11 protein-coding genes are annotated in these 14,207 nt (G+C 71.2%); all 11 read right to left on the reverse strand.

From position 1 onward, the window contains the following. Positions 1-91: 91 nt before the first annotated feature. Positions 92-1,930 (reverse strand): glycoside hydrolase family 2 TIM barrel-domain containing protein, encoded by a 1,839-nt coding sequence (locus AAGI91_06240; GenBank protein MEM1042214.1) that lies wholly within the window; start codon positions 1,928-1,930, stop codon positions 92-94. A 108-nt stretch (positions 1,931-2,038) separates the two neighbouring features. Then, entirely contained in the window at positions 2,039-3,091 is a 1,053-nt protein-coding gene (locus AAGI91_06245; protein ID MEM1042215.1) for a sugar kinase, read from the reverse strand. A gap of 45 nt (positions 3,092-3,136) precedes the next feature. Continuing rightward, complete coding sequence (locus tag AAGI91_06250; protein ID MEM1042216.1) at positions 3,137-4,390, reverse strand: glycosyl hydrolase family 28 protein; 1,254 nt, start codon at positions 4,388-4,390, stop codon at positions 3,137-3,139. Between the two features lie 110 nt (positions 4,391-4,500). Next, entirely contained in the window at positions 4,501-5,187 is a 687-nt protein-coding gene (locus AAGI91_06255; protein ID MEM1042217.1) for a bifunctional 4-hydroxy-2-oxoglutarate aldolase/2-dehydro-3-deoxy-phosphogluconate aldolase, read from the reverse strand. Beyond that, positions 5,184-6,311, reverse strand: coding sequence for a mannonate dehydratase (locus AAGI91_06260; protein ID MEM1042218.1), 1,128 nt, complete (start codon positions 6,309-6,311; stop codon positions 5,184-5,186). The genes AAGI91_06255 and AAGI91_06260 overlap by 4 nt, the downstream gene beginning before the upstream one ends. 69 nt (positions 6,312-6,380) lie before the next feature. Next, positions 6,381-7,925, reverse strand: a complete 1,545-nt coding sequence (locus AAGI91_06265; GenBank protein ID MEM1042219.1) for a tagaturonate reductase — start codon at positions 7,923-7,925, stop codon at positions 6,381-6,383. A 123-nt stretch (positions 7,926-8,048) separates the two neighbouring features. After that, positions 8,049-9,575, reverse strand: coding sequence for an altronate dehydratase family protein (locus tag AAGI91_06270; GenBank protein MEM1042220.1), 1,527 nt, complete (start codon positions 9,573-9,575; stop codon positions 8,049-8,051). 42 nt (positions 9,576-9,617) lie between these two features. Then, positions 9,618-10,040 (reverse strand): four helix bundle protein, encoded by a 423-nt coding sequence (locus AAGI91_06275; protein MEM1042221.1) that lies wholly within the window; start codon positions 10,038-10,040, stop codon positions 9,618-9,620. Between the two features lie 64 nt (positions 10,041-10,104). Continuing rightward, the gene (locus AAGI91_06280; GenBank protein ID MEM1042222.1) at positions 10,105-11,610 is read right to left on the reverse strand and encodes a DASS family sodium-coupled anion symporter; all 1,506 of its coding nucleotides are present in this window, start codon (positions 11,608-11,610) and stop codon (positions 10,105-10,107) included. Between the two features lie 104 nt (positions 11,611-11,714). Next, positions 11,715-12,959 (reverse strand): mandelate racemase/muconate lactonizing enzyme family protein, encoded by a 1,245-nt coding sequence (locus AAGI91_06285; protein ID MEM1042223.1) that lies wholly within the window; start codon positions 12,957-12,959, stop codon positions 11,715-11,717. 122 nt (positions 12,960-13,081) lie between these two features. Then, the gene (locus AAGI91_06290) at positions 13,082-14,206 is read right to left on the reverse strand and encodes a PQQ-binding-like beta-propeller repeat protein (protein MEM1042224.1); all 1,125 of its coding nucleotides are present in this window, start codon (positions 14,204-14,206) and stop codon (positions 13,082-13,084) included. Position 14,207: the final 1 nt, after the last annotated feature.

Genomic DNA, 14,207 nt, shown 5'->3' on the forward strand with positions numbered 1-14,207 from the left:
GTGCGCCTGCGGCGCGGAATGGGATGGCACCTTCGGTGCGGAATGAGAAGAACGGGGGGAATGAACATGGGCGCGAAGCGCGACGGCAGGGCTAACTTTGATGGTTTTTCTTGACTCCTCCCACTCCTCCCACTCCTCCCACTCCTCCCACTCCGCTCATCCCCGGTCCGCGCTGTCCAGTCCACCGGGCGCGGAGGGCGAAGGCGGCGCGCTTCGGGTCGCGGGTGCGGGTGAAGACGCCCTTGAGGTTGTCGACCACGCGGCGGACGTTCTGCGGCGTGCGGAAATCAGCGAAGTTCCAGACGTGGGCACCGCAGCACGCCGGGTGGTTCTCGATCACGTCGAGGTACGCCTCGATGAACGCGGCCTGGTACTCCTCGGTAAACTGGCGCGGGACCGTCGCGTGCGCCCCGGCGAGCGTGTCGGCCCCGAACTCGCTCACTAGGATCGGCTTGCCGTGGGCGTCCGCGATCTCGTCCAGCTCCTCCTTCAGCAGCCGGGCGGCTTCGCCCAGTTGTCCCGGCTGCGTGTACCAGCCGTAGTAGCGGTTGACCGAGACGATGTCGCAGAGTGGGTAGAGCGGAACGCCGGGGCCGCGTGCGTGCACCGGGACCGTCACAGGCCGCGACGGGTCGAGGTCGTGCGTGAGGTCGAAGAGCGGACGCCAGTAGTCAGCGGCAACTTCGTTCGTGGCTTCCTCTTCCCCACTCAGCCCCGGCTCGTTGCCGATCACCCAGCCGACGACCGACGGGTGGTTGCGGTCGCGGCGGACGAGCTGGCGGATGGCCTCGGCGTGGGCCGCTTGCGTGGCGTCCGTCGTCTTGCTGTGGTTGAGGCTGACGGCGGGGACCTCGGAGAGGACGAGCACGCCGCGGCGGTCGGCCTCGTCGAGCCAGTCCTCGGCGTAGGGGTAGTGGCTCGTGCGGAACGAGTTGGCCCCGACCCACCGCAGCAGCCCGAAGTCTTTGACGACGAGCGCCGGGTGGTGCGCCTTGCCGAGGACGGGAAAGTCCTCGTGCTTGCCGAAGCCGCGCAGAAAGACCGGCTCGCCGTTGAGGAGCAGGCTCGTCCCCTCGACCCGCACCTCGCGGATGCCGGCAGGCACCTCGACGCGGTCCACGGTCTCGTCTCCCGTGCCGAGGTCGAGCCGGAGGGTGTAGAGAAACGGATCGTCCCGCGACCACAGGCGTGGGGCGGGCACCCGGAGCGTGAGCGTGACGCTGCCGTCGGCCACGTCCTCGACCGCGTCGGCGACTTCTTCTTCGCCATCGTCGAGCCACGCCGCGACGTACTCCCCATCGCCGTCTATGTCCACCTCGACGCGGACCGTGCCGCCGAGCGAGGTCTTGACGCGCACGTCCTCGATGAAGGTCTTCGGCAAACCGTAGAGCGTGACCGGGCGGTGGACGCCGCCGTAGGGGAAGAAGTCGTAGCGGGCGGGCGGGAAGTGCTCGGCCCCGGCCCCGCGCTCCTTCGGCTCGGCGAACTCGTGCGAGGCGATGCCCTGCGGGATGGTCTCGGCGTCGGCGCGGTTGTCCACGCGGAGTGCAACGGGGACGCTTCGCCCCGGCGTCACGCGGCCCGTGATCTCGACGTCGAACGGCAGAAATGCCGCCGTGCTCTCACCCACGGGTGTGCCATCGACGAACACCTCGCAGTGGTAGTCCGCCGAGCCGACACGGAGGAAGACGCGCTGCCCAGCCATCGCGCTAGGCACGAATACGTCGCGCCCAATCCAGCACGCCCCGACGTAGTCCGCCAGCCCCGCCTCGGCGAGCTGCTCGTTCCAGCTTCCCGGCACGGCGAAGGCGAGCGCCCCATCCCCGAACGGAGCCTCGGCACCGAGCGCGTCGTCGAGGTCAGGCACGAGGTGCCAGAAGCCGCCTAGGTCGAGCGTGAGGCGGTGGGCGTTGGTGGCCGGTCGGAGCATAGGGGTTGATGGAATGGGCGAGTGGGCGGGGTGGAGAGTGGGCGGAGACGAGTGAAGGCGGTCAGGTCGGGTTCTCCCTCGCCCTTTCTCCCATTCGCCCTTTCCGCCTCACCGTTCGACGCGGCCGGAGCCGGAGCCGGTGGCCAGCTTATCGACCTCGGCGGCCGAGGTGAGGTTGGCGTCGCCGGGGATGGTTTGCTTGAGCGCACTCGCGGCGACGGCGAAGTTCAGCGCATCCTCGGCGTCGTCTTTCGTGAGCAGACCATGGATGAGGCCGGCGGCGAAGCTGTCGCCCCCGCCGACGCGGTCGACGAGGCGTACGTCGTAGCGGCGACTCCGGGTCGGCGCGGCGAGCGGCGCGGCCGTCCCGGCCCCGCCGAGGAGGAGGGCGCTCCAGCCGTTGTCGCTCGCCGAGTGAGACTCGCGGAGCGTGATCGCGACGGCGTCGAAGCCGTACTCGGCCTTCAGCTTCTCGGCGAGGCGGGCGTACCCGGCCGCGTCGAGCTCGGCCTCTTCGGCGGCGGCGGCGCCCGAGCCTTCGGTCGTCACGCCGAGCGAGCGGTCGGCGTCCTCCTCGTTGGCGATGCACACGTCGACGTACGCCATGAGGGATCGCATCGCGGCGCGGGCCTCGTCGACGGTCCACAGCTTCGCCCGGTAGTTGAGGTCGCACGAGACGGTCACGCCCGCCGTCTTCGCCGCGCGGCACGCCGCCTCCACCGCCCGGTGCGCCGACGGGCCGAGCGCGGGCGTGATGCCCGTCCAGTGGAACCAATCGGCCCCGTCGAAGACTCGGGCCCAATCGACTTCATCGGGCTGCATCTCGCTCACGGCCGAGTGCGCCCGGTCGTAGATCACCTTCGAGGGCCGCTGGCTCGCGCCGGTTTCGAGGAAGTAGATCCCGACCCGCTCGCCGCCGCGCACGACGAAGCGGGTGTCGACGCCGTAGCGCCGGAGGTGGCCCACGGCCGCCTGCCCGACCTCGTGCGCGGGCAGCTTCGAGACGAACCGGGCGTCGTGCCCGAAGTGGGCGAGCGAGATGGCGACGTTGGCCTCGCCGCCCCCGTAGGTCACGTCGAAGCGGTCGGTCTGCGTGAAGCGGGAGAAGCCCGGCGCCGAGAGCCGGAGCATGATCTCGCCGAAGGTGACGACGGTGGACATGGGTCAGTTGGAATAGGGCGTGGAGGGAATGGAAGGAAAAGAGGGTTATCCGTCGCTGAGCGTGATGCCTTCGAATCGGACGTTCGTGACGGCTTCGAGGTGGAGCGGGCGGCGACCGGGGCCGGTGATGGTCACGTCGCGGAGCGTCAACCCGTCAATGTGCCCGAGCGTGAGGTGCGCCTCAACCGGTGCGAGGTCTACCGAGCCGGGCGTCGGGTCGAGGCCTCGCTTGCCGCCGGGCTTGCGGAGGCCGCCGAGCGGGACCGGATCGGCAATGCGGAGCGTGACGCCGTCGAGCGTGAGGTCCTCAATCGGCGCGTCGGCGCGGCCGGCGATGAGGACGTTGCCGCGCGTCGCCGCGTCGAGGCCGCGCACGGTGAAACGGCGAACGACCCCGAGTGGGCTGGCCTCGTCGCGCCGGTCGAGGTCGAGGTAGAGCGGGTACTCGGTGCGGTGGCGCGTCGCCTCGCCGGAGAAGCTGACGTTCTCGACGCGGACATCTTCCACCGTCCCGCCGTCCTTCATGAAGACGGCCACGCCGTAGCGCGAGTCGCGGATGGCGACGTTCTGGATGAGGACGTGCCGCATCGCCTCCTCGGTCCGCGTCCCGAACTTGATCGCCGCGTCGTCGGACGAGAGCACCGAGTTTGTGACGGTGACGTGCTCGACCGGGCGCCCGCTGCCCGCCTTGAAGACGATGGCGTCGTCGCCAGTGTCGATGTGGACGTTTGCGATGCGGACGTTGCGCGCCCCGCGCAGCCCGATGCCGTCCGTGTTGCGGCTTCGCGGGTCGTTGAGGATGCGGACGCCGTCGATGGTCGCGTCCTCGACGCGCTGGAGGTTGAGCGTCCAACCCGTGGCGTCGCGGAGGGTCACGTCGCGGACCGTGAGGCGCTCGACATCCTGGAAGAGGGTCCAGAACATCGGCCGGCCCTCGGTCTCCTCGCCGGTCTCGAGGTCGTAGGCGAAGTCCGGCCCACGCCCGTCGAGCATGCCGGTCCCGATGAGGGCCACGTCCTCGGCGTCGCAGGCGGCGAGGAGTGCCCGACGGCGTCCGGGGTTGTCGCCCGCGAGTTCGGGCAGGAGCGGATAGTCGGCGAGGTTCGTCGAGCCGCGGAGGACGGCCCCGGCGTCGAGGTGGAGCCGGACGCGGCTGCGGAGGCGGAGCGTGCCCGTGTCGAAGGTCCCCGCCGGAACCCAGACCGTCCCGCCCCCGCGCCCGGCGCAGGCGTCGATGGCGGCCTGCACGGCTCCGGTGTCGAGCCGCTCGTCGCCCGCCACCGCGCCGTGGTCGGTCACGAGGCACATCGGCTGGCCCACCGCCGGCACCGCCCACACCACCAGCATACCGAACAGGCAGAGCAGCACTCTCCCCATTCCCTCCCCACCCTCCTTTCCCTCCACGCCTGTCATTGCTCGCCCCCGCGCACGGCGTCGATGGAGGCGCGGAGCCGGGCGGCGTTGCGCGTCAGCGCGCGCCAGTCCTCGTTGGCCACGGCGTGCGCGTCCACGAGCGCGCTGCCGACCCCGACGGCGACGGCCCCGGCGCGGAGCCAGTCGCCCGCATTATCGAGCGAGACGCCGCCGGTGGGCATCAGGCGGAGGTGCGGCATCGGGGCGAGGACGCCCTTGAAGAACGGGATGCCGAGGACGCCCGCCGGGAAGACCTTCACCACGTCGGCCCCGGCGTCGGTGGCGGCGAGGATCTCGGTCGGGGTGAAGCAGCCGGGCATGGCAGCGGCCCCGGCGGCGTGCGCGGCCTCGATGACGGCAGGCCGGAAGACGGGGCTGACGACGTAGCGCGCCCCGGCCTCGACGGCGGCCTCGGCCGTCGCGGCGTCGAGCACGCTCCCGGCCCCGACGAGGACCGAGCCGCGCATCTCGCGGCACACGGCGCGGATGGCGTCGAGCGCGTTCGGCACGGTCATCGTCACCTCGAAGGTGACCACGCCGCCCACCGCGAGGGCCTTCGCGGTCTCGACGAGCCGGTCGGGCCGGTCGGTGCGGACGACGGCCACGGCCCCGTCGCGCGCGATCCAGTCGACGACGCCCTCGCGGGTGTCGGTGGCGGGTCGGTCGATCAGCAGCGGATTCATCGATTTTCAGGTGAAGTGATAGACACTAGATGGTTGTTTTCTGCTCGCTGCCCGCTGCCTTCTGCTCGCTGACTCACGGCGGTCCAGAGGCCGAGGAGGTAGGCCGCGCCGAGCGCCCGGTCGTACAGCCCGTAGCCGGGGCGCACGCCCTCCTGCCCGACTTCGGACCAGACCATCCGCCCGTGGTCGGGGCGGGCGGGGCCGCGGAAGCCAGTCTCGGCGAGGGCGCGGAGGACGGCGGCGAAGTCCACGGCTCCGTCGGGGTGCGCGGTCTCGGCGAAGTCGTGCGCGCCGTCCGCGTGGGCCGCGCTGTGGCGGACGTTGCGGAGATGCACGAAGTGGGTGCGCCCGGCGAGCGAGTGAACCGTCGCAGGCAGCAGCGTGGCCTCGGAGGGATCGGCCCCGAGCGAGCCGGTGCAGAGGCAGACGCCGTTGGCGGGACTGTCCACGAGGCCGCAGACGCGCCGCAGTGCCGCCCCGCTCGTCACGATGCGCGGCAGCCCGAAGACCGGCCACGGCGGGTCGTCCGGGTGGATCGCAAGACGGACACCCGCAGCTTCAGCGACGGGCACGACGGCGTCGAGAAAGTAGGCGAGGTGGTCCCACAGCCGCTCGGCGTCGATCTCGGCGTAGGCCGCCCGCAGCGCCGCGAGGTCGTCCGGGTCGAACGCCGTCATCCACCCCGGCAGCCCGCCCGACGCGAGCTTGGCCTCGATCTCGGGCAGGTCGGCGTGGCGGTACGCGAGCGTCGTCGAGCCGTCGGGGAGGCGGAGCGCGAGGTCGGTCCGCGTCCAGTCGAAGACGGGCATGAAGTTGTAGCACACCGTCCCGATACCCTCCGCGCCGACCGCGTCGAGGCTACGGCAGAAGGCGTCGATAGCGGTGTCGCGGCCGTCCGCCCCGAGCTTGACCGACTCGGCGACGGGGATGCTCTCGACCACGCTCCAGCGCAGCCCCGCCACCTCGATCTGCTCGCGGTGCGCAGCCACGGCGTCGCGCGGCCACGCCTCGCCCGGCGGCACGGCGTGCAGCGCGCTTACGATCCCCTCGACGCCCGGAATCTGCCGGACGTGGTCGAGGCGGACGGGGTCGTCCGGTCCGTACCAGCGGAAGGTGAGAGTCATAGGGTTGGGAATGGGAGAGCGGGCGAGTGGGAGAATGGGCGGGGTGGCGAATGGGTGATGGGAGAACGGCTACTCCTCTTCGCCCTCTCGCCCTCTCGCCCTCTCGCCCTTCCGTCTGTTCGGCAGAGCATCGAGGAGCATCGGAACGCCTCGGTCGAGGCCCTGCTCGGTGAAGCGGGCGACGGTGTCGGCGAAGGCGGAGCCGACGCCGGGGAGGTCGGTCAGGTTGTCGCTCCAGAGCGTGCGGTCGGCGAGGACCGAGTGGGCGACGACGGCAGCGGCATCGGGGCGGCGGCGCCACGACTCGCGGACGGCATCGGCGCGGTCGTCGGTGAGGAGGTCGGTCGCGGCGAAGACGAGGGGCGAGTCGGACTCCATGCCCGTCGCGGCGCGGTGCAGGAGCAGGAACGCGGCGAAGCCGAGTGCAACGGCCTCGGGCACGGTACCGGTCTCGGCAAGGGCGCGGACGGCAGGCACGGCGCGGACGTCGAGCTTCATCGTCTGCTGGAGCGTGATCGAGACGAGGTCGTGCCGGATGAACGGGTTGGCGAAGCGCTCGAGCACGGCGCGGGCGAACGGCGCGGCGATCAACGGGTCGTGCCCCGCCGCTTCCAGCTCGCGCTCGGTCGCGGGGACGAGCTCGCCGAAGAGCAGGCGGCGGACGAAGGCACCGACGCGCTCGCCTTCGACGGCCTCGCGGACGGTCGCGCACCCGCAGCCGAGGGCGACCGGGACGAGGAGCGTGTGGGCCGCGTTGAGCAGCCGCACTTTGCGCAGCCGGTACGGCTCGACGCTCGGCACGACGATCACGCCTGGCTCGGCTCCATCCGCGAACGGCAGGCGCTCGGCGAGGTCGTCGTTCCCTTCGATGGCCCACAGCCGGTAGACCTCGGCGGCGGTGAGCAGGTCGTCGCGGTACCCGAGGCTTTCTTGCAACGCCTCGGCGTCCTCCGGCTCGCCGGGGACGATCCGGTCGACGAGGGTGTTGGTGAACGTGCAGTCGTTGCGGACGAAGGCGGCGAAAGTCTCGCCCCACCCGGCACGCTCACCCCAGCGGAGGACGAGGCTGCAAAGCCGCTCGCCGTTGCCCTCGACGAGCTCCGTCGGGAGCACGACGACGCCCGCACCGTCGCCGAGTGCCTCCTGCCGCGCCCGCAGCCACGCCGCGAGCTTGGCCGGGAACGAGCGCGGCGGGGCCGCCTCGGGGTCGTCCTCTTCGTCCCACGTCAGCCCCACCTCGGTCGTGTTCGAGACGACGAGGCCCACGTTTTCGTCGCGGGCGAGCGCGAGCACGTCGTCCCAGTCGTCCTGCGCTGAGAGTGCCCGCGCCACCGCGCCGACGACGCGGGTTCGCTCGACCGCCTCGCCGTCTTCGATGCCTCGCACGACGAGCGTGTACAGCCCGTCCTGCTCGTTGAACGCGACCCCACGCCCGCTCCCGGTCTGGCTCACGACAACGGCGCGGCCGTCCCACGACCCGGCACGATTGGCGAGGTCGAAGGCGTCGTCCACCAAGCCGCGGAGCAGCGCGCCCGTGCCGAACTGCACCACGCGGACGGGATGCTCGGGCGGTGCGTCAGGCGCGTGGTGGCGGTCGAGTCGAGGAAGGGGCATGGAGTGGTCGGTTGGGAATGGGAAAAGTGGGCGGGGTGGCGAGTGGGCGGGGTGGCGAACGAAAGCGGTCAGGTCAAATTCGCCCTTTCGCCCTCTCCCCCATTCGCCCTTTCTCTCGCCCCCTCACAACGTCACCCCCGCTTTCCAGATCGCGATCTCGCGGTAGTCGTTGGTCTCGTTGCGCGTCCGGCGGCGGCCCGAGGCAATGGCGAGGAGGTCGGCCACGAAGCGGTCGGCGAGCCCGTCGAGGTCGGCCTCGCCGGTGAGGAGGGGGCCGGCGCTGAAGTCGATCCAGTGCGGCTTACGCGCGGCGACGGCGTCGTTGGTGGCGATCTTGACGGTCGGGGCAGGGAAGCCGAGGGGCGTACCGCGGCCCGTCGTGAAGAGGACGAGCGCCGCGCCCGCCGCGGTCAGCGCGGTCGAGGAGACGCCGTCGTTGCCGGGGCTTTCGAGGAGGGCGAGGCCGGGCCGGAAGCCGTCGTGCCCCGGCACACTCGCGCGCCCGGTGTAGCGGACGACCTCGGCCACGGGGGCCCGCCCGCCCTTCTGGATCGCGCCGAGCGACTTCTCCTCCAGCGTCGTCAGCCCGCCGTCTTTGTTGCCGGGCGAGGGGTTCTCGTAGACCGGCTGGTTGTGGTCGAGGAAGTAGCGCTTGAAGTCGTTCACGAGGTCGACCGTCCGCTCGAACACGCCCCGGTCAGTGGCGCGTTGCATCAGCACGCGCTCGGCCCCGAACATCTCGGGGACCTCGGTGAGAATCCCGCGCCCGCCCCACGCCGCGACGCGGTCGGCGACGCGCCCGACGAGCGGGTTGGCCGTCACGCCCGAGAATCCGTCCGAGCCGCCGCACTTGAACCCGAGCACGAGGTCCGCCGCCGAGACCGTCTCCCGTTGGTCCGACCGCATGAGGCCCACGATCTCCTCGGCGAGCGTCGTCCCCTCCTCCACCTCGTCGAGGACGTGCTGCGCGGCGAAGCCCCGGACGCGTCCGTCGGTCCGGTCGGCCTCCTGGAGGAAGGCGTCGAGCTGGTTGTTCTCGCAGCCGAGGCCGAGCACGAGGACGCCACCCGCGTTCGGGTGCGCCGCGAGGCGGGCGAGGAGCTGGCGCGTGTGCCCGAGGTCGTCGCCGAGTTGGGAGCAGCCGTAAGGGTGGGCGAAGGCGTGGGCGCCGTCGATCACGCCCTCGCCTTCGGGACCGAACCGGGCGTCGACGGCGCGGGCGATCCGCTCGGCGGCGCGGTTGACGCAGCCGACGGTGTTGAGCACCCACAGCTCGTTGCGCGTCCCGACGCGCCCGTCCGGGCGGCGGTAGCCCGCCCACGTCGGCACGTCGCGCGCGGCGGGCCGGTCGGTGTCGACAGGATCGTAGCTGTATTCGTCCTCGCCGCTCAGCCTGGTGGCGAGGTTATGGCTGTGAACCCACTCGCCCGGCGCGATGGCCTCAGTCGCGCGGCCAATCGGGAAGCCGTATTTGACCACGGCGTCGCCCTCGGCGTGTGGGACGAGCGCGATTTTGTGCCCGGCCGGCACGTCCGCGCGCAGCGTCACGCCAAGCACCTCGGCTCCTGCTTCCAGCGCCTCGACGGCGACGGCGACGGTGTCGGTCTCGTGGATACGGAGCGCGCGCGGCGCGGTGAGCACGTCCGGCATGGCTATGGGGTGAGGGCGAGTGGGCGAAAGGGCGAGTGGGCGTTAGAGGTTGGATTCTCCGTTTGCGTTGTATGGTGTGGGGTCTTCGCGGACGAGAGACGAGGGGCCGCACCACTGTTCCGGGTAGCGCATCATCTTGACGAGACCGGCGGCGAGGTGGTCGCACAAATCGACGAGCACATCGTGCCTCGCAGCGTTGAGGTAGCCACACTCGAGAGCTACATCGAGCCATACGCTCGTCTCTTCCGCTTCGCCGAGGGCGTCGGTGAGCTTGCTGACGAAATGTTTGGGGTAGCGACGTTTCGCCCATGCCTCGGCTAGGTTCGCCGAGACGCTGCGTGACGAGCGCCGCGCTTGATCGGTGAGGGCATATTGCTCCTCCTTCGGCCACGCCTTCGACGCGGCGAAGACCGCCTTCCGAAGCTCAACGGATCGTTCGTAAACGCGCAGTTCTTTGACTCGCATGGTCTGTCTCATCAGGTTGTCAGGTTCTCTTTCCGCCCCTCCGCCCATTCGCCCTCTCGCCCGTTCATCCTCCCAGCCTCGGTAGCGTCGTGCCCGCGAGGAGCGGGACGAACACGACGGCGAGGAGCGTGACGAGAAGCGCGAAGGCGAGGTTCAGCCAGACACCGGCGCGGGCCATCTGCCCGACGGTCAGGTAGCCGCTCCCGTAGACGATCGCGTTGGGCGGCGTGGCGACGGGGAGCATGAACGCGCAGCTTGCGGCGACGGTCGCCGGGACGAGGAGGAGGAGCGGCGCGGTGCCGGTCGAGACGGCGAGGGCTGCGAGAACCGGGAGGAAAGCGGCAGCGGTCGCCGTGTTGCTCGTCAGTTCGGTCAGGAAGACGATCACCACGACGACGATCCCGACGAGGACAAACGTCGGGAGCGCGCCGAAGGCGGCGAGGGCTTCGCCGATCCACGAGGCGAGGCCGGTACTGGAAATAGCCGAAGCGAGCGAGAGGCCGCCGCCGAAGAGGAGCAGGATGCCCCACGGGAGCGTCTTCGCCGTCGCCCAGTCGAGCGCCCGCACCGCGTGCCCGCCAGCGGTCCGCACCGGGAGCGCGAAGAGCGCGAGCGCGCCGAGCATCGCCAGGCCGGGATCGGAGAGGCCAGGCACGACGGCTTCGAGGAGGGGACGCGTGATCCACAGCAGCGCCACAATCCCGAAGACGGCCCCGACCGTCCACTCGCCCCGGCTGACGGGTCCGAGCGCCGCCAGCCGCTCGCGGATAAACGCCTGCCCGCCCGGAATCTCCGGCAGCCGCACCGGGAAGACGACACGCACGAGGAGCGTGTACGCGAGCGCGATTCCAATCACCACCAGCGGCAGCCCGACCACGAGCCACCCCGCGAACGACACCTCGACGCCGTAGGTCTCCTCGACGAAGCCTGCGAAGAACGCGTTCGTCGGCGTCCCGATGAGCGTCCCGAGGCCGCCGACCGAGCAGGCGTAGGCGACCCCGAGCATCAGCACGAGCGCGAACCGTCGGTCCTCGGCCTCGGTCCCGACCTCGTCGCGGTGGGCGAGTTCAGCCACCGAGAGCGCAATCGGGAGCATCATCACAGCCGTCGCGGTGTTCGAGATGCCCATCGAGAGCGCGGCGGCGGCGAGCATCAACCCGAGCACGATCCGCCGCGGCCGCGTCCCGACGCGCGCCACGACCGAGAGCGCGAGCCGCCGGTGGAGGTCCCACCGCTCCATCCCCTTCGCCAGGAGGAACCCGCCGAGGAAGAGGAAGATGATCGGGCTCGCGTAGGGGGCCGCCGCGTCCCGGATGCCGGCCACGCCCAGGAGCGGGAACGCCGCGAGCGGGACGAGCGAGGTCGCCGCAATCGGCAGGGCCTCGGTCATCCACCACACCGCCATCAGCACGGCGACCGCCGCCGCGCCCCATCCGGCCTCGCCCAATCCCTCCGGCGCGGGCAGCGCGAGCAGCACGCCGAACGCCGCCAGCCCCGCGACGAGGCCGACGCGCTGCGCCGCCGTCGTCCCGGTCTCGGGCGGAGGGGAAACGGTGGGGGTCGGGGTCATGGGTTTGGTTTTGCGTGGGTGAGGGGGCGAGAGGGCGGGGTGGCGAGCGAAAGTGGTCAGGTCAGATTCGCCCTTTCGCCCTTTCTCCCATTCGCCCTCTCTCATCACTGTCGGTCGGCGTAGGCTTTGGCGGCGGCTTCGATCGCGCCCTCCTTCGGGACGAGGCCGAGGCCGGGCGCTTCGGGCACGGCGATCATCCCGTTCTCGGGCAGCACCTGGGTCTCGAAGAGGTCCCACAGTTCGGGAGCCTTGTCCGGGCCGGGGTGCTCCTGCGGGCGGTCGGCGCGGAGGACCGAGGCGACGTAGTGGAGGTGCGCCGCCGTGCCGAGCGTCGGGCGCGTCGAGTGGACCGCGATCGGGAGGTCGAAGGCGGAGCAGAGCGCGGCGATGTGGCGGCCCTCGGTCAGCCCGCCCGCCCGGATCAGGTCGGGGTTGACGACGTCGGGGCGGCCCTGCACGATGAGGTCGCGGAACTGCCAGCGCGTGTACTCGTGCTCGCCGGCGGCGACCTGGATGCCGTCGAGCGCGTCCGAGACCTCGGCGTGGTCGGCGTAGTTGGTGTAGCCGACCGGCTCCTCGAAGACCGAGACGTTGTACTCCTCGTAGAGCCGCCGCCCGACCTCAATCGCGCGCGCGGCCGAGTACCCGTTGTTGGCGTCGACGTAGAGCGGAAACTCGTCGCCGATCTCGGAGCGGATCGCGGCGACGACCTCGAACGTCGGGTCGTCCACGGGGTCGACGTTGGTCTGCCGGATGTCCATCCGCGCCTTGACAGCCTTGAACCCGATCTCCACGAACCCGGCGGCGATGCGGGCCATGTCGGCGGGCGTCCGGTCGCCGCCGTCGCGGGAGAACGAGCCGTAGACGGGGATCTCTTTGCGGTACGCCCCGCCGATGAGCTGGTAGCAGGGCCGCCCGAGCACCTTGCCGCGCGCGTCCCACAGCGCGAGGTCGATGCCGGAGATCGCGCTCGTGATGAGGCCGCCGCGGCCCATGTCGTCCGAGCGGAAGTAGAGGTCGGTGAAGAGGGGGTCGGCGTCGAAGAGGTCACGGCCCTCGACCTGCCGGTCGATGCGGTCGATGAGGGCGTCGACGATGCCCGGCCCGGCGCCGGCGCGGTCGGCTTCACCCCAACCTGTGACGCCCGCGCTCGTGCGGACGCGCGTGAAGAGCGCCGCCCCGACGTAGAAGGCGTCCACCTCGGTGACGGTGACCGGCGCGACGCCCCGCAGCGGCCCGTCGTAGACCGTCGGGCCCGCCGAAGGCTCGGCGGCGAAGGCGGCACTCGGCGCGGCGGCCGCGAGCGGCAGCGCGGCGGAGGACCGGAGGAAGTGGCGGCGCGAAGGCATGGCGTCGGGTTTGTCGGCGAGTGGGCGGGGTGGCGAAAGGGCGGAGGGGCGAGTGGGCGGGGGGCAAACGAAAGCGGTCAGGTCGGATTCTCCCATTCGCCCTCTCCCCCATTCGCCCATTCTCATCGTCGGCGGGCGCGGTCGGCGGCGTCCTGCTCGGCGCGGACCGCGCGGTGGCGGCGCTCGTTGAGGCCGGGGTCCTCGCCCATCAGGACGAACAGGCGGATCGCGCCGTCCTGGTTCGCCGTCGCCACAAGCGCCCCGTTGCGGGAGACGTCCACGTACTCGGCCTGGTCGCCGATGTGGACCTGGAGCGCGGTGTAGACGCGGTCCGGCCCGAGGATGTCGTCGAGCCTGAACATCCGGAGGTACGGGTCGTTGCCGACGGTCACGAGGTACTGTCCGTCGGGCGTCCACTGGACCGACTCGATCTTGTGCCCGCTCCGGTCGAAGCGTCGGACGAGCTCGCCGGAGGGAAACGCGTAGAGGTGCAGCAGCCCCTCGGTGTCGCCGGTGGCGAGGTACTGCCCGTCAGGCGAGAACTGGACGGTGATCGAGTGGTGGTACGGGTTGTCGTCTGAGAGCGAGATGTCCTCGTCGATGTCGAGCACGAGTTGCTCGGTCTCGACCTCCCAGACTTTGAGAAGGCCGTCGTTGCCGGTCGCGGCGAGGTAGCGGTCGTCCTCCGAGAAGTCCACCTCGTTGGCGGTGTGGCCGAGGTCGAAGAGCTTGACCTGCTCCAGCGCGGGCATGGCGTAGACGCGGACGAGGCCCTGGCGCTCGCCGTCGGCGGTCCGGCTGTACTCTTCGCCCGCGGCGAGAAAGCGCCCGTCGTGGCTCCACGCGAGGCCGTCGATGCCGGCCGTCAGCGTCGCCTCCCTCATGGTCTCGCCGGTCTCGGCGTCGAAGACGCGGAGCACGCGGTCCTCGCTCACAGACGCGACGGTGCTCCCGTCGGGGTTCCACGCGACCCGCTCGATCTCGGCCGGCAGCGTGCGCCGCCACAGCTCCGCGCCGTCGGAGGTCCGCCACACGATCACGGTGTAGTCGAACTTCGTCCCCGAGACGAGTCGCGTCCCGTCGTACGAGAACTCGACCGACTCGACCGACCCGGCCTCGCCGTGGACGTCGGCGAGGCGCGTCCAGACGGGGTTGAGCGCGAGCCGCTTGTCGTCGTACCGAGCGACAGCCTGGGGCTGGGCGAGCACCGGCGCAGCGGTGAGCAAGGCGAGGGCGAGTATGCGCATG

This window comes from Bacteroidota bacterium, assembly GCA_038746285.1.
Lineage (GTDB): Bacteria > Bacteroidota > Rhodothermia > Rhodothermales > JANQRZ01 > JANQRZ01.